This window comes from Streptomyces sp. NPDC101160 (genome assembly GCF_044768205.1).
Lineage (GTDB): Bacteria > Actinomycetota > Actinomycetes > Streptomycetales > Streptomycetaceae > Streptomyces.
The window spans coordinates 745658-766445 of sequence record NZ_JBIWPJ010000001.1 but is presented as its reverse complement, the minus strand read 5'-3'; the positions used below and the strand labels follow the sequence as shown (position 1 = coordinate 766445).

Here is a 20788-nt window from a genome sequence, read left to right as displayed (position 1 = left end):
GTACCCCGCTAGGAGAAGAAGACCGACCATGACCCACGACGTGTACGAGATCGAGGACTTCGTCCTGGAGAGCGGCGCCACGCTGCGCCCCGCGCGGCTCGCCTACCGCACCTACGGCACGCTGAACGCGGACCGGTCCAACGCCGTGCTGTTCCCCACCTGGTTCGCCGGCACCCACGAGGCCAACGAGTGGCTCATCGGCCCCGGCCGGGCCCTGGACACCGACACGTACTTCGTCATCGTGCCCAACCTCTTCGGCAACGGCCTGTCCTCCTCGCCCTCCAACACGCCGCCGCCCTACGACCGGGCCCGCTTCCCTGCCGTCAGCGTCCGCGACAACGTGGCCGCCCAGCACCGGCTCGTCACCGAGGGCCTCGGCATCGAACGGCTCGCGCTGGTCACCGGCTGCTCCATGGGCGCCCTGCAGACCTACCAGTGGGCCGTCAGCCACCCCGCGATGGTCGAGCGGGCGGCGCCCTACTGCGGCGCGGCCCGCACCTCCCCGCACAACCAGGTGTTCCTGGAGGGCGTACGGGCCGCGCTCACCACAGACCAGGACTGGCGGGGCGGCTGGTACGAGCGCCCGCCGCGCGCCGGACTGCGCGCCTTCGCCCGGGTCTACGCCGGCTGGGGCTTCTCCCAGGCGTTCTACCGGACCCACGCCTACCGCGAGCTCGGCGCCGCGTCCCTGGAGGACTTCCTCGCCCACTTCTGGGAGATGAACTTCCACCACGCCGACGCCAACGACCTGCTCGCCATGCTCGACACCTGGCAGCGCGCCGACGTCGGCACCACCCCCGGCTTCGACGGCGACACCGCGCGCGCCCTCGGCACCATCCGGGCCCGGCTCCTCGCGCTGCCCTCGGAAACCGACCTCTACTTCCCGCCGGCCGACGAGGAATGGTCCGTCTCCTTCGTCCCGAACGGCGAGGTGCGGGAGATCCCGGGCATCTGGGGCCACCTGGCGGGCGGGGGCGGCGAGCCGAAGGCGGCCGCCTTCATCGCGGACGCGCTGCGCGAACTGCTCGCCGCACCGGCGAGGACCGAAGGAGCCTCGGCGTGACCGGCGTCCTGGACTTCCGCTCCGACACCGTCACCCGGCCCGACGCCCGGATGCGCGCCGCCATGGCGGCCGCCGAGGTCGCCGACGACGTCCTGGACGGCGACCCCACGCTGCGCGCCCTGGAGGAGAAGGCCGCCGAGCTGCTCGGCGTGGAGGCGACGCTGTGGGTGCCCAGCGGCTCCATGGGCAACCTCATCGCGCTCTTCCTGCACCTGCGGCCCGGCGACCGCTTCCTCGCCCCCGAGCGCGCGCACGTCCTGGAGAGCGAGGTCGGCACCGCCAGCTGGCTGGCCGGCGGCATGGCGCACGCCCTGCGCTGGCGGCCGGACCTGCCCGGCGCCGTGGCCGCCGACGACGTCCGGGCGGTCGCGGGCGAGGCCGGCCCGTACTTCGCGCTGCGGACCACGCTGCTCTGCCTGGAGAACACCCACAACGCGGCGGGCGGCACCGTCGTACCGCCCGAGGCGCACACGGAGCTGACGGACACCGCGCACGGACTCGGGCTCGCCGTGCACCTCGACGGGGCCCGGATCTGGCACGCCGCTGTCGCCCTCGGCGTCAAGCCGGCCGAGCTGACCCGTGGCGCCGACACCGTCCAGGCGTGCCTCAGCAAGGGGCTCGGCGCGCCCGTCGGCTCGGTCGTCGGCGGCAGCGCCGCGTTCGTCGCGGAGGCCCGGCGGGTGCGCAAGATGCTCGGCGGCGGCGTCCGCCAGGGCGGTGTGCTCGGCGCCGCCGGGCTCGTCGCCCTCGACGGGATCGACCGGCTCGCCGACGACCACGAGCACGCCCGGCTCCTCGCCGAGGGCCTCGCCGCGCTCGGCTGGGACGTCACGGAGCCGCGGACGAACATCGTCCTGGCCCGCGTCCCCGACGTCACCGCCACCGTCGACGCGCTCACCCGCGCCGGCGTCCTGACCGTGCCCGTCGGCGGCCGCGTCCGCCTGACGACCCACCGCGACCTCGGCCGCGACGACGTCCGGCGCGCCCTGGAGCGCATCGCACGGCTGCCCCTCTCGTGAGCGTCCGGACGGAGGACCCATGCCCACCCCACCCGCACCCGCCGACACGACCGGCATCCGCCCGCCCCGCGCGGCGGCCGGCCCCGTTCCCCGGCCCCCGCGCGCCCGGCCGCGCCCGCTGCCCCTCCTCGCGGCCCTCGGCACCGGCGCGGCGCTGACCCTGGAGTCCGTCGTCAACGGGCGCCTCGGCACCGGCATCAGACCCGTGCCCGCCGCCGCCTTCTCCGACGTGCTCAGCCTGCTCGTCATGGTGTGCGTCGCGCCGCTGCTGCCCGGCCTGCGGCCCGCGTTCCGCCGGATCCGCCCCGCCCTGCGCGACCGGAGGCTGCGGCCCTGGCACCTCATGGGCGGCGTGGCCGGCGGCTGCATGGTGCTGACCCAGGCCGCCGTCGCCGCCGAGCTCGGGCCCGCGCTGTACGCCCTGGCCCTGGTGTCCGGCCAGACGCTCGCCGGACTGCTCGTCGACCACTACGGGCTCGGCCCCGGCGGCCCGCTGAGCGTCTCCGTACGCCGCGGGCTCGGCGCCGCCCTCACGGTGGTGGCCGTCGTCGCCCCGGTCGTCCTGGAACCGGGCGACCGCGGCACGGTCTGGCTGGCGGCCGTGCCGTTCCTCGCCGGGGTGGGCCTGTCGCTGCAGATGGCCGCCAACGGGCGCACCGACGAGGTCGCGGGCAACGCCTACCCCTCGGTGATCCTCAGCTTCCTCACCGGTGCGGTGATCCTGCTGCTCGCCCTCGCGGCCGACCTGGCCGCCCACGGCGCGCCCGCCGACTGGCCCGGCAACCCGCTCGACTACACCGGCGGCACGCTCGGCGTGATCGTCGTCCTCGGCTCGGTCCTGGTCGTCCGCCGCATCGGGGTCCTGGCCGCCGGCCTCGGCATGATCGCCGGGCAGGTGGCGAGCTCGGTGCTGCTGGGCGCCGTCCTGCACACGGGCGCGGCGCAGGGCTGGGTCACGGCCGCGTCGGCGGCTCTGCTGCTCGCCGCGGTGACCCTCGCCTCGACCGGCGAGCGCGGGAGCACCCCTGTTTCCTCCGCCCCGTCCCCTTCCCCCTTCCCTTCTTCCTCCTTCTCCTCCGCTGCCACCGATCCCTCCGAGAAAGGGAGTCTCTGATGCAGGTCGCCTATCTGGGCCCGGCCGGATCGTTCACGGAACTCGCCGCGCGGACCCTCGTCGGACCGGGCGAGGAGCTCACGCCCGCCGCCTCCGTGCCCACGGCCCTCGCGGCGGTCCGCTCCGGCGCCGCGGGCGCGGCGGTGGTGCCGCTGGAGAACTCCGTGGAGGGCGTCGTTCCCACCACCGTCGACGGACTCGTCCGCGGCGGACCGCTGCTGATCACGGGCGAGGCGCTGCTCCGCGTGACCTTCGCGCTGGCCGCCCCGCCGGGCGCGACGCCGGCCACGGTCCGCCGGGTCCTCACCCATCCGCACGCCCACAGCCAGTGCCGCGACTGGCTCGCCCGCGAACTCCCCGGGGCGGAGTTCGTGCCCGTGGGCTCCACCTCCGAGGCCGCTTCGGCCGTGGCCCGGGACGCCGATCCGGCGACGGCCGCCGTCTGCGCCCCCGCCACGGCCGAGCGGTACGGGCTCGACGTCCTCGCCACCGACATCGGCGCGCGCCGTGATGCCGTGACCCGCTTCGTACGGGTCGCCGGCGCCGACGCCGTCACACCGGGGCCCACCGGCCACGACCGCACCTCCGTCGTGCTCCCGCTCCTCGACCACGTGGGCGCCCTGCACCGCGTCCTCGGGGCCTTCGCCCGTAACGGCGCCAACCTCACGGCCATCAACTCGCGCCCCACCGGGGACGCGCTCGGCCGCTACTGCTTCTTCCTGGAGTGCGACGGCCACATCGCCGACCCGGCGGTCTTCGGCGCGTTCACCGAACTGCGCCGCCACGCCCCCCAGGCCCTGCTCCTCGGCAGCTACCCGCAGGCCCCGAACCCGGTCTCCGTCGCGGGTCCCGCGCCCGCCCCGCTCCTGGCCCGCACGTGACCCGAGGGGACCCCGGACGCACGGCGGGGCCGTCCGGATGCCGGAGGCTGGGTAAAGCGCGGTAAAAGTCCGGCCGCAGTAGCTGCGGTTCCCGTACGCAGCGTTTACGCAGCCTTATCGCGCCCTTAACGTCACACGGCCCCCGCTCGGGCCCACCGGAACGACGGATTCCGCAGTGGGTGGGGCATTGACCTGCGGTTCTGCCCAGGCTTCCATTCAGCCCGGGAGCCACCGACCCATCTCATCACCGGACGCCTCGGAGGCGATACCGCTCCCGCTCAGTAACACCGCTCGCACCGCACCGATCGGAACCGCCTGATGACCGACACCCTCAGCGCACCGCACGCACTCGCTCCCGAGATCGAGCCCGTGCCGCAGAAACTCAAGCGTTCCATCGGTGTCGTGGGCGGTACATTGCTCACGCTGTCGTGCGTGACACCGGCCTCGACGCTCTTCGTGGTCGTACCGGACCTGTTCTCCGGCGTCGGCACCTACGCGGCCCTGACCATCGCGATCGGCTCGCTGCTCTGTATCGGCGTGGCGTTCTGCTACTCCGAGCTGGGCACGCTGATCCCGAGCGCCGGCGGCGAGTACGCCATCGTCTCCACGCTCGCGGGCCGCCTGGCCGGCTGGCTGGTGTTCGTACTGTCGCTGCTCGTGGTGCTGATCGTGCCACCGGTGATCGCGATGGGAACCGCCGACTACCTGGCCCCGCTCGTGCACATCCCGGCTCCGATCGCCGGCGCCGGCGTCATGCTGCTCGCGACCCTGGCCGGCCTGCTCGACCTGCGCGCCAACGCCTGGATCACCGGCATCTTCCTCGTCCTCGAGGTCGTCGCGGCGGGCGTCGTCGCGGTCCTCGGCTTCGCCCACTCGCAGCGCGGCGTCGGCGCCCTCGTTCATGGCCAGGTCGCCACCGAGGGCGGCGGCCACTCGCTGGTCACCGGCGCCCTGGTCGTCTCCGGACTCGCCATCGCGCTCTTCGTCACCCAGGGCTTCTCCACGGCCGTCTACCTCTCCGAGGAGCTGGAGAACCCGCGCAAGAACGTGGCCCGCACCGTGCTCGCCACCCTGGCCATCTCCACCGCCGTCATCCTGGTCCCCGTCATCGCCATCACGCTCGGCGCCGGCGACCTGCAGACGCTGACCGGCGGCGACATCAGCGGCATGATCGCGGCCTGGTCGAACTCCGCCGTCGGCACCTTCATCAGCCTCTGCGTCGCGCTGGCCATCATCAACGCCGGCATCGTGATGGTCATCCAGAACTCCCGCGTGCTCTTCGCCTCCGCCCGTGACAAGGCGTGGCCCGAGCCCGTCAACAACGCCCTGTCCCGCCTCGGCCGCTTCGGCTCCCCGTGGGTCGCCACCCTGGTCGTCGGCGTGCCGGGCGCGGCGCTCTGCTTCGTCAACCTGGACACCCTGTACGGCGTGACCGGCGTCTCCGTCACCGGCATGTACCTGCTCGTCGCGGTGGCCGCGCTGTTCAGCCGCAAGGGCGCGCACCGCGAGGTCGCGGCGTGGCGCATGCCGCTGTGGCCGGTGGTCCCGGTGCTGCTCATCGGCGTGATGGCGTACATCCTCTACATGCAGGACCCCGAGTACCTGAAGTGGACCGGCGGCATCACGGCCGTCGCCACCCTCTACTGGGCCTTCTACCTGCGGCCGCGCCAGGACACCCGCTGGCTGGTCAGCATCCCCGAGGACGAGCAGGTCTGATCCCCCCACCTGCTCGACCCCCGAGGGCCGGGGCGGTTCCCACCGCCCCGGCCCTCGGCGTACCAGGGAACCCGGGAGAGTGACTCCGGGCGTACGGGCCGCATCGGGAAAGCCGGCACCGGGAACCTTCGCCACGAGACGGAGGAGACCCATGGCCGATCCCCTGACCGATGCCCAGCAGGACGTCCAGAAGTACCGCGACCTGCTGCGGGACAACCCGCAGAGCCCCGAGCGGAACACCTGGCGCGACGCGCTCGCGGCGGCCCTCTGCGACCGGCTCGCACCCGCGCTCAGACCGACCCGTCCGGACGACGCCGCGGCCGCTGCCCGCGAGGGCGTCGGCATCACACAGCAGCTCCTCGCGGAGAACGCCTTCCCGCAGTCGCGTCAGGGCTTCGCCAAGCGGATCGCGGAGGCCGCCGGTTTCCTGCCGGCCACCGAGGCGGTGACCGCCACCGAGTCCGCCGTCGCCGTCTACCGGGAGCTCTCCGACGCACGCCCCGACGACCCGGAGCAGCTCGGCTGGCTCGCCTGGGTGCTGGCGGGCCGGCTCGCCCCGCGCCAGGCGGCCGCCCAGCAGGCCGGTGGCGCGGCGCAGTCCGCGCGGGAGGCCGTGCAGCTCACCCAGCGGATCCTGGCGGGGCCCGAGCTGCCGCCGAACGCCGCCGGACACGCCCAGCTCATCGCCGACGTCGCGCAGTACCTGCCGCCCGCCGAGGCCGTCACCGCCACCTCGGCGGCCGTCGCCGTCTACCGGCGCCTGTCGGCGGCGGACCCGGCGAACCTGCGGCTGCGCGACCAGGTCGCGGAGGCGCTCGCCGGTCGCCTCGCCCCGCGCCAGGCGGCGGCCGGGCAGCGGGACGGCGCCGCCGCGTCCGCCCGCGAGGCCATCCAGATCACCAAGGACGTCATCCAGGACCCGGCCGCCCAGGCGAACCTCCTCGGCTACGCCCGGCGCATCCTGATGGTGGCCGACTACCTCCCCGACGACGAGATGCTCGCGGAGACCGAGTTCGCCGTCGGCCTCTACCGCAGGGTCGCCCACCAGGACCCGCACAACGAGGGCGTCACCCGCGACCTGGTCTGGGCGATGGGCGTCTGGGCCGACCGGCTCGACCGGACCGGACGCCACAAGGCCGCGAAGGCCGTACGGGACGACGCCGCCAAGGTCGCCCGCTACGGCGAGCACAGCCTCTTCGCCGGCGACGTCCGCTTTCCGCCGCTCACTCCGGTCTCCGTCGTCTCGCGCCACATCGAGCAGCTCGACGTGTTCGCGGTCGGCGAGGACGGCCGGGTGTGGAGCCAGTGGTGGAACCACATGTGGCACGAGTACCTCACCCTCGGCGACAAGACCTTCCCGGACGGCACCTCCGTCTCGGCGGTGACCCGCTCCACCGACTACCTGGACGTCTTCGCCGTGGACGGCGACGGGCTGCTCCGCACCGCCTGGTGGAACGCGAACGACGGCTGGGACACCCGCTGGCTCCAGGTCGCGGGCAGCAAGCCCTTCCCCCCGCTCACCCCGGTGACCTCGCTCAGCCGCAACTCCGACCTCATGGACCTCTGGCTGGTGGACGGCGACGGCCTGCTCAACGGCGTGTGGTGGAACGGCCAGTGGAAGGACTGGTACACCCTGCCCGGCCCGAAGTTCCCGCCCCGCGCTCCGATCACCTCCCTCAGCCGCAACGACGACACCATGGAGGTCTGGGGCGTCGACGAGCACGGCGCCGTCTGGGGCATCGGCTGGAACGGCGCCTGGGACCCGAGCAACTGGACCCGGATCGGCACCAGGACCTTCCCGGCCGGCACCCGGCTCGCCGCCGCCTCGCGCGACAGCGACAAGACGGAGATCTGGGCCGTCGACGAGCACGGCGAGGTGTGGGGATGCTGGTGGGACCAGGGCTGGCACGACTGGTACCCGATCCCCGGCATGACCTTCCCGCTGGGCACCCCGCTCGCCGCGACCAGCAAACGGGACGGCTCCCATCTGGAGGTGTACGGGGTCGGGGCGGACGGCCGGGTGTACTCGGCCTGGTTCGACGGCGACAACTGGAACCATCCCGGCGACGACGGGCAGCCGAAGTACTGGTTCCCCAGAGGCGGAGAGAAGGACAGGCTTCCCCCGCTCACTCCGCTCGCGGTGCAGATGCGCATCTTCCCCCGGCCCTTCGACCTGTTCATGATCGATCTCTTCGGCGTCGGTGCCGACGCGGGCATCCACGGCCTCAGGTACCTCCAGGACTGGCAGCCGATGTACCGCCTCCCCGTCCCGGTCATCAAATTCCAGCGGCCCATCGAGAGCGGCGGACTCGCGGCGCTCGGCGGCTGGGCCGGGGTGAACATCTGTGTCGACGGCAGCGTGCAGTGGTACGGCCACGCCCACGACAGCGGCGCGGACGGCTACGACTTCGGCGTCGCCTTCTACGTGCGCAGCGACAAGAAGATGATCGCCCTGTCGCACAACGGCAGCGTGTCGCCGTCGGCCCGGGAGCACAACTGGGAGGAGATCCACCCGCCGAGCGAGGCGCTGAAGGGGATCCTGACGGACTTCCTCGGCGCCGATCCGTACATGAACATGCAGTACACCAGCCACATCGGGCAGACCTTGGAGGGCGTGGTCTCCATGGGGCTCAAGTGGTTCGTGGGGTCCGCGGCCGGTGACGTCCTGGGCGGGCTCGTGATCTTCGCCGGGGTCGAGCTCGGCTCCCTCATCGCCACCGGAGGCTTCGGCGCCGGGGCGGTGGTCCTGGAGAACACCCTGTGGCTGGCCGGTCCGGGGAACTCGCTGCTCGCCGTGGTCGCCCACGCCGTCGCCGAACTCGCCTACGACGAGAAGGAGATCCCCGAGGACGCGTACCGCCTGATCAACGAGAAGGTCTTCGGCGGCACGCTCCCCGCACACGGCGACATCCACCTCACCAACATCTCCGGAATGACCGAGAACGGCGAGACCCGGCCCTTCACCTTCCCGGCCCCCATCGGCGGCGGGATCCGGATCAACATGGGAAAGGCCGGCTTCGACGACCCCGTCAACAGCGACAAGGGCAAGGGCGGCGGCACGGGGCTCGCCATCATCCCGTACGAGACCCTCGTCCACGAACTCACCCACGCCTGGCAGATCAAGTGGACCGGCTTCGCCCCCTCCTGGTTCGCCGACGCCGTGTCCGCTTCGATCGAGGGCCAGGACGCGTACCAGTACGGCCCGCCCGGCCCCAGATACGCGAGCGGCTTCACCATCGAGGGCCAGGCCCAGATCGTCTCCGACTGGTTCAACAAGTACGCCCGCAACGCGACCGACCCGAAGGCGGGCTTCGAGCAGCTGGCCGGCAACGAGGCGGTGACCGACCCGTACTTCCGTTACATCCAGGACAACATCCGTACGGGAGACTACTGACATACCGGACCCACCGCGGCACCCGGAGCACCACCACGACTGCTACGAACGGCTCGACGCGGTCGTTCAGTGATCCCGCCGCAGTTCCAGCGTGCAGCACTTCACGCTGCCGCCCGCCTTCAGGAGCTCCGACAGGTCCACCCCGATCGGCTCGAAGCCGCGCGCCGCGAGGCTCGCGGCGAGCCGGCCGGCCGCCGACGGCAGCAGGACGTGACGGCCGTCCGAGAGGGCGTTGAGGCCGAAGACGACGGCGTCCTCGGGGCCGGCGAGGACCGCGTCCGGGAAGAGCGACTCCAGGACGGCGCGGGTGCCCGCGTCGAACGCGCCCGGGTAGTACATGATCTCGGTCTCGGAGAGCACGCACAGGGCCGTGTCCAGGTGGTAGTACGCCGGGTTCACCAGGGTCAGGCTGACCACCGGCAGGCCGAAGAACTCCTCGGCCTCCTCGTGGGACCTGGGTTCGGTGCGGAACCCGGTGCCGGCCAGGATCATCCGGCCCGCGAGCAGGTAGTCGCCCTCGCCCTCGTTGACGAACCGGGGTGCGTGGGTCGCCCCGTACCCCCGCTCCGTGAACCAGGCCAGGTACGCGGGGCCCTCCGCCGCCCGCTCCGGGTGGCGGAAGCGGGCGCCGAGGACGCGGCCGTCGATGACGGTGGCCCCGTTGGCGGCGAAGACCATGTCCGGCAGCCGGGGCGCCGGCGGTATCTCCTCGACGGTGTGCCCGAGTTCGCGGTACAGATCGCGCAACCGGGCCCACTGGGCCAGCGCGCGGGACCGGTCTGCCCCGGCCTCCGGCCGCATCCACGGGTTGATGGAGTACGTGACGTCGAAGTGGGTGGGCGGGCACATCAGGAACCGGCGCGCGGTCGCCACCCGCGGCGGCCGCCGGCTCGCCGGAAGCCGTGACGCGAGCGTCCTGTTGTCCCTGTGCGTGCCCGTGTTCGTGCTCGTGTTCGTGCTCGTGTTCATGACGCGCCTCCTCGGCGCAGGCCCGCGACCCGCGCGGGCATAGACCAGATGTAGGAGAATCCCTCGCCGGCCCGGTGGTCGAAGCCGTTCTCCGCCTCGTAGGAGGCGTAGTCCGGGTGGTACAGCGAGTGCGGGGAGGAGCGGCCGACCGTGACGGCCGAGCCCTTGTGGAGCTTCACGGTCACCGTGCCGGTGACCCGCTCCTGGACGTCCGTGAAGAACGCGTCCAGCGAGGTGCGCAGCCCGGTGAACCACTTGGCGTCGTACACGAGCCCGGCGTACCGGCGCCCGAGGTCCGCCTTGTACTGGAACAGGTCGCGCTCCAGGACCAGGTTCTCCAGCTCGCGGTGCGCCTCGTAGAGGACGGTCGCCGCGGGGCTCTCGTACACCCCGCGCACCTTCAGCCCGACCAGCCGGTTCTCCATGATGTCGATGCGCCCCACGCCGTGCCGTCCGGCCCGCTCGTTCAGCCGCGTCACCAGCTCCACCGGCCCCAGGGCCTCCCCGTCGAGCCGGACCGGCACGCCCCGCTCGAAGGCGACACGGACGAGCTCGGGCCGGTCCGGGCCGGACTCGGGCGCCGTCGTCGCCGTGTACACCTCCTCGGGCGGTGCCTGGTCGATGTCGTCCAGCGGACCGCATTCGACGCTGCTGCCCCACAGGTTGGTGTCGCGGCTGTACGGGCTCGTCCTGAACGCGGGCGTGCGCACCCCGTTCGCCCGGGCGAAGGCGAGCTGCGCGGCCCGCGTGTGCAGGTCCCATTCCAGGACCGGGGAGATGATCCGCACCTCCGGGGCGAGGGCGGTGATGCCCGCGTAGAAGCGGACCTGGTCGTTGCCCTTGCCGGTGGCGCCGTGGGCGACGGCCTGGGCGTCCTCCGCCCGCGCGATCTCCACGAGGCGCTTGGCGATCAGCGGCCGGCTCAGCGAGGCCGCCATGACGTACTTCCCCTCGTAGAGCGCGTCGGCGCGCAGCGCCCGGAACGCGTACGCGGTGAGGAACTCGTGCCGCAGGTCCTCCACGTACACCTCGGCGGCGCCGTTGTGCTCGGCGCGGGCCCGGACCTCGTCGAGGTCCTCGCTCTGGCCCAGGTCCGCGCAGAAGGCGACGATCTCGGCGTCGTAGGTCCGCCGGAGCCAGGAGAGCGCCAGCGAGGTGTCGAGACCGCCCGAATAGGCGAGGACGATCCGCATCTTCTTCCTCATGACCGCTCCTCGGTGGTCGTGGTGGCTTCCTTCGCGGTGGTTTCCTTCGTCGCGTGGAGCCTGCGGAGCATGGCCCGGGTGTAGAGCCGTTCGCCCCACTGCTCGTCGGACAGCGGCAGTTCGTGTTCGTTCGCGATCATTCCGATCACCTCGTAGAAGAGGACCAGACAGTGCGCCGCGGTCCGGGCGCTGAGGGAGGCCGCGCTCTCGCCGGGGACAATCGGGAAGCGGTTGACCTTCACGATCGGTCCGGCGTCGAGCCTCGGCACGATGTGGTGGCTGGTGGCGCCGAACTCCGTGCCGCCCTGGCGGAGGACGAAGTCGTAGCCGCCGACACCGCGGAACTGGGGGGTCGCCGGGTGGAAGTTGAGGGCGCTGACGGCGGCCCGGCCCAGCGTCTCGGGCTTCAGGACGAGATCCGCCTTGAAGGTGAAGATGTGGTCGCCGTGCCACTCCTCGTGGACGCGGGGCGGCGGGTCTCCGTAGTCCCAGAGCAGGACGGTGACGTGGTCGAAGACGTCCCTGAGGTGTTCGGCGGCGAGCCGGCTCCAGGGGGAGGTGTCCCCGATGAAGAGGACGCTCCTCTTCCGTGCGCTAGTCCTCATGAGCGTCGACCGTGTCCTGGACGTCGTCCACGTGGTCGTTGTGGCGTGCATCGTCGATCTTCCTTCCTGCGAAGATGAACCGGACGGCGATCAGGACCGCCGCCACGGCGAGTACGGTGAGGGCGCTGACCCGCTCGGAGAGGATCCAGGCGCCGAGGAGCACGGCCACGGCGGGCGTGACCAGCGTGTAGCTGGTGGCCAGCGACGTACGGACCGCCTTGAGCAGGTACATGTACGCGCTGTAGGCGACCAGCGAGCCGAAGAGCACCAGGTAGCCCCAGGCCCACAGGGCCGAGGCGTCCGGGACGCGGTCGACGCGCTCCCCGGCGAGCAGTCCGACGGCGGTGACCAGGCTGCCGCCCGCGAGCATCTCGCCCGCGTACGCCGTCGGGCCCTGCGGCAGGTCGAGGTGCTGGCTGAGCACCGAGCCGAGCGACCAGCTGATCGCGGCGGCGATGATGACGACGGAGCCCTTCGTCCCGCCGCCGAGGCCGCCGTCGAGAGCGAGCAGCACGACGCCGACGAGGCCGAGCCCGATGCCGTACACCTCCAGGCGGTTCGGCCAGCGGCGGGTCGCGAGCCCGGCCATCAGGGCCGTCCACACGGGCACGGTCGCGATCCCGACGGAGGCGAGGCCGCTGGAGATGGACCGCTCGGCGATGGCGATGCCGCCGACGCAGCCGCCCTGCATGAGGCCGCCGACGAGCGCGCAGTTGAGCCACTGGCGGCGGGTCGGCAGCCGGTGGCCGCGGGCCAGCAGGAACACGGCGAGGATGATGCCGGCCACCAGGAAGCGGGTGCCCGTCATCAGCAGCGGCGGGACGGTGTCGAGGGTGTAGTCGATGGCGAGATAGGTGGAGCCCCAGACGACGTAGACCGAGACGAGGCACAGGACCACGGTCGGGGTGAGGGCGGAGCTGGACGTTTCCTGGGTCTGGGTTGTCACGTCGGCACTTCCCTGTCAGTCGCTCGCGCGGAGGCCGGGCGAGCAGGTGTAGCCGAGGATGAGGATGTCCCGGGTCGCGGGCCGGCCGGGGTCGACCGGAGCGGTGGGCGTGACGGAGTGCAGGACCTCACGGTCGGCCCAGAGCATCGTGTCGAGCGGGTCCGCGAGGGCGAACTCGGCCAGCACGGCGCCGGATTCGCTGTGCACCCGGGAGTCGCCGCCGCGGGTGTTGCTGCGGTCGAGGAGATGGATGGCGCCGAAGTCGATCTCGTCGCGGTGGACGCCCTCCGGCGTCGGCTCACCCGCCTCGCGGGCGGTCGCAAGGGTACGGAACTGGTGGCAGGCCACCTCCCACGGCTGGTCCAGGCTCTCCTCCGCCACCGGGAACTGGGCGAAGTCGAAGCGGATCAGCTCGTTGAGCAGCGCGTTGCGCACCGAGGCGGCGGTGAGCGGGGCCACCTCGCGATGGATGCCGCCGGCGTACCGGTTGGCCGTGGCCGACTGGAAGTACGGCCGGTGCGCGAGGAGTTGGATGCTGCGGGTGCGCGGCAGATACCGGAAGCGGGCGTAGCGGCGCTGCCGGAAACTCGCGCCGTCCTTCAGATACCGGTCGGGTTCGAGCCGGTTCCACTCGTCGGCCAGGGCCCGCTCGGCGGCGCGCGCGGTCGGGTCGACGGTGAGGTCGGCGCCGTGGATGAGCGCGTAGCCGCGGTCGCGCAGGGCGCGGTGGTGGGGGTTCGACCAGGTGATCCTGGGCATGTCGGTTCTCCTGATGGTCGGGGCCTGATGGTTGGGGCTTGATGGTTGGGGCTTGGGGGTTGGGGTCTGAAGGTGGGGCGGGGTCGAGCTCTGTCATCGACTCTCGGGCGCCCGCCGCCCCAGCGGCATGAGCGAGGAGTCCCGTCCCGGTCCTGGTCCCCGTCCCGGTCCGGGTCCCGGTCCCGGGGAGTTCGTGGCCCGGGCCGGGCCGAAGGCGGCGAGCGCGGCCCGCAGCACGTCGGTACCGACCGGGGTGCGCGGGCGGCCGTGCTCCAGGTGCGGGGCGCCGAGGCCGTCGAGCAGGATCAGCGCCTGGCCCGGCTCCGACCCGCCGCCGGTCCGCTGGCGCGGCGGGCGGCCTGCGCCGCGTACCAGCTCGGCGAGCACCTGCTCGGCCGTGACACCGACGGGCAGCGCGGTCGGTCCGCCCGCCCGCTCCACGAGCTCGGTGTGGGCCCGTTCCGCGGCCGCGTCCAGGAGGCCGGTGAGCCGGGCGACCCGCGCGGAGACCAGCATGCCCAGGGTGACCGCGTCGCCGTGGGCGAGCGCGCCGGGGCCGGAGCGGGCGAGCAGGGCGCGGGCGACGGCCCGCCCGTAGTGCAGCACCGCCGCCTGGCCGGTCTCCAGCGGGTCGAAGCACAGCAGCGCGGCCCGTACCTCCACGCAGAGGGAGAGGAAGGAGGCGAGCGTCGCCGGGTCGTAGCGGCCGTCGCGCCGCAACCGGGCGGCCACCTGGTCGTACGAGCCGGGCACCACCGCCAGGACGTCACGCAGCAGCGCGCACACCCCGGCCCGCGGCGCGGCCGCGTCCAGCGTCTCCAGGAAGTCCAGCTCCGCCCGTACGAGGACGGGCGCGGGCGCCGGTCCCGGCGCCGCGCGGCCGGCCACCGACAGCGCCGCGTCGGACATGGCGCGCAGCGTGGTCGGCAGGCGCAGCAGCGGCGGCGGGGTGCCGTCGCGGTGGACGAGACGGTCGGCGGCCTCGATGATCCGGGTGCCGCCGAGGGCCACGACCGTCGCCCCGTCCGGCACGACCGCCGTACCGTCGAGCACGACCGTCGCGCCGTCGGGTACGGCCATCGCGCGGTCCGGCACGACCGTCGCCCCGTCCGGCACGGTCACCCGGGCCGCGGCGGGCCGCCGCACTTCGGTCGGGGCCGCCTTCTCCAGCGCGCGCAGCACGCGCGCGAGGTGCGGCGCCGGCAGCGCCGGGTCGGCGAGGACGACGAGCCGGCGGGCGCCGGTCCGCCGTGCGGCCAGGGCCAGTTCGGCCCCGGCCGCCGGGCCGTCGCCGGACCGGATCCGTACGGGCACGTGCACGGGCCCGGCCTGGACCGAGCGGTCCAGCGCGAGCGCGGGGGAGGTGGTGGGGCACATGATCCGACTCCGGGGGAGTGGGGGTTGCCCTGCAACCGTCCCCGGCCGGCGAGCCCAAGGGCATGAGCCGCGAGCCCCGTTCGCGCCCCCGCTCGTGCCCCGGCCCGCCCTCTCCGGGACACGGGACACTACCGTCGGTCATGATTCGTTACTGATAGTGTCCGCTCGTGCGCGAAGATGACCGTTCTGTTCCCCGCGTCCTGATCGTCGATGACCATCCGCTGTTCCGCGAGGGGTTGAAGGCCGCCCTGGAGAGCACCGGCAGCGCGCTCGTCGTCGCCGAGGCCACGACGGCCGGCGAAGTGCCGGAGGCCGTCGCGCAACACCAGCCCGACGTGGTCGTCATGGACCTCTCGCTGCCCGACGTCTCGGGCATCGAGGCGACCCGGCGGCTCACCGAGGAACACCCCGGACTGCCCGTCCTCATGCTCACCATGTCCGACGACGACGCCAGCCTGCTCGCCGCCCTCCAGGCCGGCGCCCGCGGCTACGTCGTCAAGGGCGCGGGCTCGGACGAGGTCCTCAGCGCGCTGCGCACCGTCGCCGCCGGCGGCGCCGTCATCGGCTCCGACATCGCTGCCCGGCTCTCCCCGCTGCTCTCCGGCAGCCGGATGCGCGACGCCGAGCAGCTCTTCCCCGCGCTGACCTCCCGCGAGGTCGAGGTCCTCGACCTGATCGCCCGCGGCTACGACAACCGGCGCATCGCCCGCGAACTCGTGCTGTCCGAGAAGACCGTGCGCAACCACATCACCCATGTCTTCGACAAGCTCCAGGTGACCTCCCGCGCCGAGGCGGTCGCCCGCGCCCGCGACGCCGGACTCGGCGAGGACGCCACCGTGAACCGGGACCCCGCGTGAACCGGGACCGGGCCGGGACCTGCGGCCCATGTGCCCGGGACCGCACGCGTACGAGACTGGAAGACCATCGCCGAACGGCGGGGAGGAGGCCGAGATGCGCGCAGGCCGCCTACGGGCGGGGGACACCTCCTGGGCGAGCCGGACCCGACTCCCGCGGACCAGGCCCGACATGGTCCCCGCCTATGTCGTGTGCGTCGTCACCATGCTCGCCGGGATCGTCTGGGCGGGGCTCACCCTCACCCACCCCGGTGACCCCGCGCTCCAGCACGTCCGGCTCCATCTCGCCGCCTCGCACGTCCTGCTCGGTCTCGGCCTCGCCCTCACCGGCATGGTGTTCGCCGCCCGCCGCTCCGCCCGCAACCTGGGCCGGCTGCTGCTCGCCGCCGGCTGCACCCTGACGCTCGATCAGGCCGTCTCGCTGGTCGCCGTGCTCGCGGGCGCCGGCCGCGGCACCTTCACCGTCGTCCTGGTCTTCGCCCTGCTGACGTACGCCGTGCTCGGCGTCGTCATCTACCCGCTGCCGCTGTGGCTGCCGACCGGCCGGCTGCCCCGGCTCTGGGGCCGCGCCTACGTGGTGGTCATCGCCGCCTTCAGCTTCCTGCAGCAGTACTACCACTTCGCGTACCCCGGCACCGTGTACTACGGCCGGCCCACCACCCTCACCGGCGGCGCCTGGTCCGGGCTGCAGAACCTGCTCACGCCGTGGATGGACGCCGCCACCGCCTGGGTGCCGCCCGCCATCGTCGCCCTCGCCGTGGTGCTGATGGCGATCCGCTGGCCGTACACCCCGAAACGAGAGCGCACGTACGCCATCCTCGTCGTCCCGTACGGACTGTGGATCACGATCCTGTACGTGCAGCGGTTCGCCGACGCCCCCGAGGGCTTCACCGTCATCGGCTTCTACGTCGCCGCGGCCGCCTGGCCCGCCACCCTCGGCTACATCCACGTCCGCGAGCGCACCTGGGCCCTCGACCGCGCCGGGCGGCGGATCCTCACCACCCTCGTCCTCACCTTCGTGCTGTTCCTGGCGTACGCGAGCGGCGCCTTCGTCCTCTCGTACCTCGTCCCCGGCTCCACCACCCCCAAGACCGCGCTCATCGCCACCGCCGCCCTCTTCGTGGGCATCCTGCTGCGCCCCACCGCGCACGCGGCCGCCCGGCTCGTCGACCGCTACTACTACGGCGGCCGCGCCCAGCCGTACCAGGCCGTGCGTCAGCTCGCCGACCAGCTCGGGCACGCCCTCGACCCCGGCGACATGCCGCGCCTGCTGTGCGACACCGTCGTGCACACCCTGCGGCTGCCCGGTGCCCGGCTCGTCATCAGCACCAAGCACGGGCCGCGCGAACTGGCCCGCCGCGGCGACCCCGGCACCGGCCAGGAGACCTTCCCGCTCGTCTACCAGGGCAACGACATCGGCCACCTCCTCGTCCCGCCCCGGCACGGCGAACTCGCGCTCGACGACCAGGACCGCGAGGCCGTCCGTCTGCTCGCCGACCACAGCGCCCCCGCCATCGCCTCGCTGCGGCTCTACGAGGAACTCCAGACCAGCCGGGAACAGATCGTCCTGGCCCGCGAGGAGGAGCGCCGGCGGCTCCGGCACGACCTGCACGACGGCCTCGGACCCGCGCTCTCCGGACTGCGCCTCCAGGTCGACGCCGTACGGGCGGCCATACCGACCGAACCCGGGGCCCTGCGCTCGCTCACCGCCGTCTCCGAGGGCATCGGCCGCGCCATCGACGAACTGCGCCGCATCACCGTCGGCCTGGCCCCGGCGGCCCTCGACCACGCCGACCTGCCGCGCGCGCTGCAACGCCTCGCCGAGCAGCTGGGCCGCACGGTGCGGATCACGGTGGCCCTGCGCCCCGAACCGTTCCCCAGGCTCCCGGCGGCGGTGGAGGTCGCCGTCTACCGCATCGCCGCCGAGGCCCTGAACAACACGGTCCGGCACGCCCACGCCGACCGGGCCGAGGCCACCGTGGTGCTCGTCGACTCGGCGGTCACCGTCGAGGTCCTCGACAACGGCGACGGCATCCCCCGGGAGCACGACGGAGGCGTCGGCCTGCGCTCCATGGCGGACCGCGCCGAGGAGCTCGGCGGCACGTTCGAGCTGGTCGACACGGGTGCCGGCACGCTCGTGCGGGCCGTCATGCCGTGCGGGCAGGCTGGGACAGGTGTGGGACCTGAGGATCAGGCGCCTGGGACAGCCACCGGCCGAGACTGAAGAGGTCAGATCGGCCTACCGGCCGTCACGACGAACTCGAGGATCGACATGCCCCAGGCCAAGTCAACGTTCCGCACGACACTGAAGGTGCTGGCCCTGCCGGCCCTGGTCGCCGCAGCCGTCGCGGCCTTCCGCAGGTTCCCGGGCGGCGGCACCCCGCAGGCCACCTCGGCCCGGCGGTTCCCGGCCGGCGGCACCCCGCTCGCCGGCGGCTCGAAGCGCCGCTTCCCCGCCGGCGGCACCGGCTGAACCGTCCGCTTTCCCCGCTCCTCGCTCCGGCCCGACCATCCCGGGCCGGAGCGTCCTCTTCTCTCCCCCCCACATGCGATCGAGGCGCATGGTCTGAACTCAGAGCACGGCCTGAGCTCCTGTGGCCTGAGCTCCTACCCCCGGCCGATCGTGTCGAGCAGCAGCCGCGCGGCCACCGTCGCCCCGTCCGTGCGGATCGCGCCGGCGACGGCGGCCGCCCGGGCGCGGGTCTCGGGGGCCAGGGCGGTCTCGAGCGCGGCCGACAGCGACGCGAAGGTCGGGTTCGGTCCGTCGTGGGCCGCGCCGATGCCCAGTGCGGCCACCCGGCCCGCCCAGTACGGCTGGTCCGCGATCTGCGGCACCACCACCTGGGGCGCGCCGGCCAGGGCGGCCGTGGTGGTGGTGCCGGCGCCGCCGTGGTGCACGACGGCGGCCACCCGGCGGAAGAGGACGTGGTGGTCGGCCTCGCCGACCGCGAAGCAGTCGTCCTCGTCGTCGACGAGGGCCAGGTCGGCCCAGCCGCCGGAGAGCAGGACCCGGCGGCCCTGCGCCCGGACCGCCTCGACCGCCGCCTTGGCCACGTCCTGGGCGTCGCGCACCGGGATGCTGCCGAAGCCCACGTACACCGGCGGCGTGCCGGCGTCCAGGAACGCCGACAGACCGGCCGGCAGCGGGCGTTCGGCCGACAGCCGCAGCCACGCGCCGGTCTGCACGACGTCGAGGTCCGCCGGTCGCAGCCACGGGCTCAGGGTCGCGTCCGCCGCGAGCCACGGGCGGTCGGTCAGCACGAAGTCGCGGAAGTGGTCCACGGGCGGCAGCCCGACCGTCTCCCGGTGGGCGTTGAGCCCGGTGCCGAACAGCACGTTCATGTTCTCGACGTCCAGGTCCCACAGCGCCCGGTTGTCGGTCACGTCCGGCGGGAACGGCCGGCCCGGGCGGGGGAACGGCGGGTGGTGCGGCGACGGCAGATAGGCCGGGAAGTAGGCGGTGAACACATACGGGATGCCCAGCTTCTCCGCCGCCGACCGGGCGGCCGCCGCGGCCGGGAGGAGACCCGTCGCCACCACCGCGTCGCAGTCCCCGGCCGCCGCGAGCACCGCCTCGTACGTCGTGGCGACCAGCGCGGCCGCGCGCTGGGCCAGACCCTCCGCCGGCATCGGCGCCTTCCCGGTCAGCGCGCCCTTCACCATCGCGCGCAGCGGGTCGCCGATCGGCGCCGACGGAATGCCCGCCTCGTCGAGCAGTCCGGCGAAGTCCGGCGGCGCGCACACCCGCGCCGCCACGCCGGACTCCCGCAGCCGCAGCGCGAGCGCGACCATCGGCTCGACGTCCCCGCGGGATCCGTAGGCCATCAACAACACACGCATCGTGCTACTCCCCGTTGTTTCCCGAACGTTGCCCCGGTGGGAGATTCTGCAGCACCCGGACACGGCGGAGCCCCGCGGGCCGTCACCGGTCCGCGGGGCCCACGTGCCCCTCCGGGACGGCGGGTCAGGCGCCGTCCGCGGCGCTCAGCTGCGCCCAGGTGTCCGCGACGGTCTCCGCCACCGGGCGGCAGCGCAGTCCCGTGGACCGGGCGCGGGCCGTGTCGCCGCAGTGCAGCGCGTCGTGCAGCTCGCTGCCCGGCGGGCACCAGATGGGCAGGTCGGACCAGCCGGAGACCTCGGCCTCGGCCAGGGCGTCCGGCCCGACCCAGACCAGCTTGGTCTCCGCGCCGGTCGCGGTGACGCACGCGTCGAGGAGCTCGCCGACCGTGGTGTGGCCGGGCGCGCTGACCATGTCGTACGGGCCGCTGAGCCCCGACTCCAGGGCGTCCAGGATCCACACCGCCATGTCCCGCACGTCCACGTACTGCAGCGGTGTGTCCCGGGGCGCGGGGGCGAGCAGCGGGCCGCCGAGCGCGATCCGCTTCAGCCACCAGGGCAGCCGGCCGGAGTTCTCCCGGGGGCCGAGCAGCAGACCCGCGCGGACCAGCAGGGAGCGCTTGTCGCCGAACTCGCGCAGGACGGCCAGTTCGGCGCCCCGCTTGTCGGCCGCGTACTCCGTGTCGTCCGCGTCCGGATCGGCGTCCACCACCGGGCCGTCCTCGTCCAGGCCGGCCGGGATGGGCCAGGTGTAGACGGAGCGGCTCGACACGAAGACGTACCGCTCGGCGCGCCCCGCGAGCAGCCGTGCGGAGTCCCGGACGATCCGGGGCGCCGCCGACCAGGTGTCCACGACGGCGTCCCAGGTGCCCTCCGCGAGCGCGGCAAGCCCGCCGGGCTCCGTACGGTCCCCGTTCCGGACCGTCACACCGGGCGGCGCCGGGTGCTCACCCCGGTGGAAGACCGTCACGTCCCAGCCCCGGTCCCGCGCCGCCTCCGCGACCGCGCGGCCCGCGAAGTCGGTGCCGCCGAGCAGCAGTAGCCTCACA

17 protein-coding genes are annotated in these 20788 nt (G+C 73.6%); 9 read left to right on the top strand and 8 right to left on the bottom strand.

What is annotated here, in order from left to right:
- The first annotated feature begins 28 nt into the window (after nucleotides 1-28).
- The 6 genes from ACIRSU_RS03415 to ACIRSU_RS03390 all read left to right on the top strand — a co-directional run bounded on the left by ACIRSU_RS03415 (nucleotide 29) and on the right by ACIRSU_RS03390 (nucleotide 9187).
- Nucleotides 29-1063 carry an alpha/beta fold hydrolase gene (locus tag ACIRSU_RS03415; protein WP_403788718.1) on the top strand — a complete coding sequence of 345 codons (1035 nt, stop codon included), beginning with the start codon at nucleotides 29-31 and terminating at the stop codon, nucleotides 1061-1063.
- The gene (locus ACIRSU_RS03410) at nucleotides 1060-2082 is read left to right on the top strand and encodes a threonine aldolase family protein (RefSeq protein WP_403788716.1); all 1023 of its coding nucleotides are present in this window, start codon (nucleotides 1060-1062) and stop codon (nucleotides 2080-2082) included. Before ACIRSU_RS03415 ends, ACIRSU_RS03410 begins: the two co-directional genes overlap by 4 nt.
- Nucleotides 2083-2101: 19 nt before the next feature.
- On the top strand, nucleotides 2102-3196 hold the full coding sequence (locus ACIRSU_RS03405; RefSeq protein ID WP_403788714.1) for a DMT family transporter: 1095 nt from the start codon (nucleotides 2102-2104) through the stop codon (nucleotides 3194-3196).
- On the top strand, nucleotides 3196-4077 hold the full coding sequence (pheA, locus tag ACIRSU_RS03400; protein WP_403788712.1) for a prephenate dehydratase: 882 nt from the start codon (nucleotides 3196-3198) through the stop codon (nucleotides 4075-4077). Before ACIRSU_RS03405 ends, pheA begins: the two co-directional genes overlap by 1 nt.
- 318 nt (nucleotides 4078-4395) lie before the next feature.
- The gene (locus tag ACIRSU_RS03395) at nucleotides 4396-5793 is read left to right on the top strand and encodes an APC family permease (protein ID WP_403788710.1); all 1398 of its coding nucleotides are present in this window, start codon (nucleotides 4396-4398) and stop codon (nucleotides 5791-5793) included.
- A 151-nt stretch (nucleotides 5794-5944) separates the two neighbouring features.
- Nucleotides 5945-9187, top strand: a complete 3243-nt coding sequence (locus ACIRSU_RS03390; RefSeq protein WP_403788708.1) for a hypothetical protein — start codon at nucleotides 5945-5947, stop codon at nucleotides 9185-9187.
- A gap of 66 nt (nucleotides 9188-9253) precedes the next feature.
- Here the strand turns inward: ACIRSU_RS03390 and ddaH are convergent, their stop codons facing one another.
- The 6 genes from ddaH to ACIRSU_RS03360 all read right to left on the bottom strand — a co-directional run bounded on the left by ddaH (nucleotide 9254) and on the right by ACIRSU_RS03360 (nucleotide 15048).
- Nucleotides 9254-10156, bottom strand: coding sequence for a dimethylargininase (ddaH, locus tag ACIRSU_RS03385; protein ID WP_403788706.1), 903 nt, complete (start codon nucleotides 10154-10156; stop codon nucleotides 9254-9256).
- Nucleotides 10153-11361 (bottom strand): argininosuccinate synthase, encoded by a 1209-nt coding sequence (locus ACIRSU_RS03380; RefSeq protein ID WP_403788704.1) that lies wholly within the window; start codon nucleotides 11359-11361, stop codon nucleotides 10153-10155. The genes ddaH and ACIRSU_RS03380 overlap by 4 nt, the downstream gene beginning before the upstream one ends.
- Nucleotides 11358-11966, bottom strand: coding sequence for a formyltransferase family protein (locus ACIRSU_RS03375; protein WP_403788702.1), 609 nt, complete (start codon nucleotides 11964-11966; stop codon nucleotides 11358-11360). The genes ACIRSU_RS03380 and ACIRSU_RS03375 overlap by 4 nt, the downstream gene beginning before the upstream one ends.
- A complete protein-coding gene (gene yedA, locus ACIRSU_RS03370) occupies nucleotides 11956-12912 on the bottom strand; it encodes a drug/metabolite exporter YedA (RefSeq protein ID WP_403788700.1) in 957 nt (318 codons plus the stop codon). The genes ACIRSU_RS03375 and yedA overlap by 11 nt, the downstream gene beginning before the upstream one ends.
- Nucleotides 12913-12927: 15 nt before the next feature.
- A complete protein-coding gene (locus tag ACIRSU_RS03365; RefSeq protein WP_403788698.1) occupies nucleotides 12928-13671 on the bottom strand; it encodes a 2OG-Fe dioxygenase family protein in 744 nt (247 codons plus the stop codon).
- Between the two features lie 93 nt (nucleotides 13672-13764).
- Nucleotides 13765-15048: a hypothetical protein gene (locus tag ACIRSU_RS03360; protein ID WP_403788696.1), complete on the bottom strand. Its 1284-nt coding sequence runs from the start codon at nucleotides 15046-15048 to the stop codon at nucleotides 13765-13767.
- Nucleotides 15049-15215: 167 nt separating this feature from the next.
- On the opposite strand from ACIRSU_RS03360, the gene ACIRSU_RS03355 reads away from it, so the two are divergent.
- The 3 genes from ACIRSU_RS03355 to ACIRSU_RS03345 all read left to right on the top strand — a co-directional run bounded on the left by ACIRSU_RS03355 (nucleotide 15216) and on the right by ACIRSU_RS03345 (nucleotide 18375).
- Nucleotides 15216-15905 (top strand): response regulator, encoded by a 690-nt coding sequence (locus ACIRSU_RS03355; protein ID WP_403788694.1) that lies wholly within the window; start codon nucleotides 15216-15218, stop codon nucleotides 15903-15905.
- 94 nt (nucleotides 15906-15999) lie between these two features.
- Nucleotides 16000-18126, top strand: a complete 2127-nt coding sequence (locus ACIRSU_RS03350) for a sensor histidine kinase (protein ID WP_403788692.1) — start codon at nucleotides 16000-16002, stop codon at nucleotides 18124-18126.
- 48 nt (nucleotides 18127-18174) lie between these two features.
- A complete protein-coding gene (locus ACIRSU_RS03345; protein ID WP_403788690.1) occupies nucleotides 18175-18375 on the top strand; it encodes a hypothetical protein in 201 nt (66 codons plus the stop codon).
- A 134-nt stretch (nucleotides 18376-18509) separates the two neighbouring features.
- Here ACIRSU_RS03345 and ACIRSU_RS03340 read toward each other — a convergent pair whose 3' ends face one another.
- Entirely contained in the window at nucleotides 18510-19742 is a 1233-nt protein-coding gene (locus ACIRSU_RS03340; protein WP_403788688.1) for a glycosyltransferase, read from the bottom strand.
- A 124-nt stretch (nucleotides 19743-19866) separates the two neighbouring features.
- The gene (locus tag ACIRSU_RS03335; RefSeq protein WP_403788686.1) at nucleotides 19867-20787 is read right to left on the bottom strand and encodes an NAD-dependent epimerase/dehydratase family protein; all 921 of its coding nucleotides are present in this window, start codon (nucleotides 20785-20787) and stop codon (nucleotides 19867-19869) included.
- Between the last annotated feature and the right edge of the window lies 1 nt (nucleotide 20788).